We start from the raw sequence: 2848 nt of genomic DNA on the forward strand, positions 1-2848 counted from the left end.
TAACATTTTTCACATCTGCAACACCAAGGCTTTTGTACATTGCACGAATTTGTCCCATAAGGTAGCTGGTTGTCAAGCCCAAAGAGCAGGTCAAAGATTTTGATATCATGGATGGGTTTGGTCAGGCTTACCATATTAACTCCCTCAAACATCCGTGCTATGAGCTTGGAGATTGTCTGATGAAAGGTAAAACTTTTAGTCCATTGGTGGGCGATCGCTTCCCCTGATTCCGGCTCAATCAGATTGGGTGCATCAGCGCTCTTCTCGTGTCCCAATGCCAAAAGGGAAATACCATGTACGATTTGAACCGGTATCATAGCCATTGTGGTCAGCAGCGTTTCTCCCGCTTCCGAGCGAAAGCGATTGTTCCCGAAATAATCCTTTGCCCTCGCAATGATATTCGTTCTGCTTAACCGATTTTCCAGCCACGGGTAATACTGATCATAAAAGTAAACACCGTGTTTATTTGTAAATTTTAGATGGCTCGTTACCTGCTCGAACAATGTTTCTTGGCCCACATCCTCCCCATAAATATCGTGGAAGTACGTTACAATGTCGTAGTTAATCCCGGCAGCTTCCAAAATCCGGCTGCACAACAGACTGTCTTTACCCGAGCCAGACCCTAAAATAATCTTTGCTTTACCGTCAACCTTGGCAGCGGACCACAGTGGATAACTTGCGTCTTTCCCTAGTTCTGAAGCTGTGACTACAAACTCGGGAAACTTGTAACTCAATTGTCCCACTTGATAGCGATGCTGACTCCAGTGTCCAACCATGACAACCTTGAGGAATTCCAGCAGTTCCTGATCTATGTAGCGACTGTACGTTGTAAAATTTAATCGTCTCGGAAGTAACGGACCAAATCGCACAGAGCAAATCACTGCTAGAACCACTGCAAAACGTTTAGTTTCTTCTGGCGACTTTAAGGCTGGATCGGTAAACTCGACGGAATTGTAACGGATGGAACAGCGAATATTTTCGCCCTCAATGCTATAGATAAACTCGATTGTATCTTTGCCAACCAACACCTCCTCTAAGGCAATTTCTTCTACAAAGAAGTCATTGAATTGGTCACAATCTATCCGACTCTTTTGTGCTAGCATTATTGCTCCATTTTTAGTGTTATCAAATCCCTTTAAGTCTACCGCTCGGTCGCAACCGACCGAGACTTTTGCTATTCGATAGCTAGCTTTATAGGATACTAGACCGCTTACGCCCGATGATGGCTACATACTCTAGGGGACGTCCATCGGTATAAAATCGGTGTCGGTAGGGTTGTATCTGAACTACCTCAAAAATGTTTGTATCTGTTACCCAAGGGTGCTGCTGCTGAAATCCCGTCTCAGTATCATCTTTCCAGAAATACTGAGCTACGTTGAAGGCAATCCATCCATCAGGGGCAGTCTGGTTATATACTACACTCAAAGCATCCGCCGAAACATGACCATTACTCAGAGCGGAGCAACAAATCAGGCAGTTAAACCCTCGACGACTTAATGCCTCCTTAGTGGTTTCGGTTAAATTAGCCAAATCCCCCACATGGTAATCCTCGTAAACCCCAGGATACTGACGTTGAGCAGCTTCTGCTGCTTGGGGAATAATGTCCCCACAATTGATTTGACCCCCAAGTCAGCTAGAGTTTTGGCAACCAAGCCACTTCCTGCACCCATATCTAGCACCACCATATCTTCAACCGTGCCGCCAGCTTGGGTAAATTGTTCAACCAGTAAAGAAGTCAGCACAATATGGGATTGGCTGTCCAACTTTTCCATCAGATGCTCGTACAAATAAGGAATTTGGTACACATCAACATAGTCGTGTAACCGGAGCTTGCGTTTCGTTCCATTTTGGATTAACCAAAAGTATTCTTCATGGATGGGTAAGTTGCGAGCACTTTCGATCTCTGGTATTTGTATCTCAAAATCCACGTTCTGCATTTCTGTTTCTTCTCTTTCTAGTGTTCTTCTATTTCTAGTGTCTATAGTTGCTTAGGATTGGTTACCCAAAACTTGTTCACTTTCCCATGGAACTTGAATTCGTCGTTCTATCTTGATATAGCACGTCAGCTGGATAATTGTGAAGGGCAACATTGGTTAAGCTTTGATTAAACCCAACGGTTAGCGATCGCAATTGTATAGCTAAGACATTGCTTTCGGTGAAGATATGGATTCCCGGCAAATTGAGATGGCTGAGGGAATCAATTGCTGGGTTCGCAAAGCTTTTGCTATTGCCTCATCTACGGCCAACTTGCTAGCGCTCGTGGCAAATGTTTGTCTTGTAGCTGCTCAGATAAGAGAATTCGCCTCATTGCACCTCCATTATAAAATTGCCTTGTCACTCTAACAAGCCGTCAAAATATTAACATACTCCTGATAAAAATTGAAGGCAAACCATAAAATTTTGTTAAGAGTTGAGCCGTCAGCGCTGTTTCCTGCGTTTTCAGTATAGTTTTTGAGTAAAAACCCTAATCACTGCCAACGTCAAACTAGAGGCTAATGCTTGACTTTGGAATCCTGAAAAGTTATGAGGGGATTGGCACACTATCTATAGTGTTAATCATAGTTATGAGGTACATTCGAGATAGTTACCCCTACTCCCTATGGAGTTTATTAATCACATCAGCATAAGCGATCGCTGCTGTTTCCCACTTGGGCAAATTAGTACTGATCTCGGCTAGTTCTCTTTCAAGCCAGCCATTACCTTCAAAGGCTGCCTCCCTAGGCTGATCAGGGTCAACGGTAATGATGGCAGAACCCCCCCAGCTTTCACACCGGCTTGATTCCTAAAAGAGACCACCAGCAAGCCACCAAATGATTGGGCTTCCGCAATCGGTAGTTGAGATTAATCC

General features: G+C 44.1%; 3 protein-coding genes. All 3 read right to left on the minus strand.

Going from position 1 to position 2848, the window contains the following annotated elements; genetic code table 11:
* On the minus strand, positions 1 to 1103 hold a 1103-nt coding region (locus F6K49_RS39300), incomplete at its 3' end, for a hypothetical protein (protein WP_293105998.1).
* An 88-nt stretch (positions 1104 to 1191) separates the two neighbouring features.
* Complete coding sequence (locus tag F6K49_RS39305) at positions 1192 to 1530, minus strand: hypothetical protein (RefSeq protein WP_293055723.1); 339 nt, start codon at positions 1528 to 1530, stop codon at positions 1192 to 1194.
* Entirely contained in the window at positions 1518 to 1937 is a 420-nt protein-coding gene (locus F6K49_RS39310) for a hypothetical protein (protein WP_293055720.1), read from the minus strand. Before F6K49_RS39310 ends, F6K49_RS39305 begins: the two co-directional genes overlap by 13 nt.
* Positions 1938 to 2848 lie beyond the last annotated feature (911 nt).

Source organism: Moorena sp. SIO3I6, from assembly GCF_010672095.1.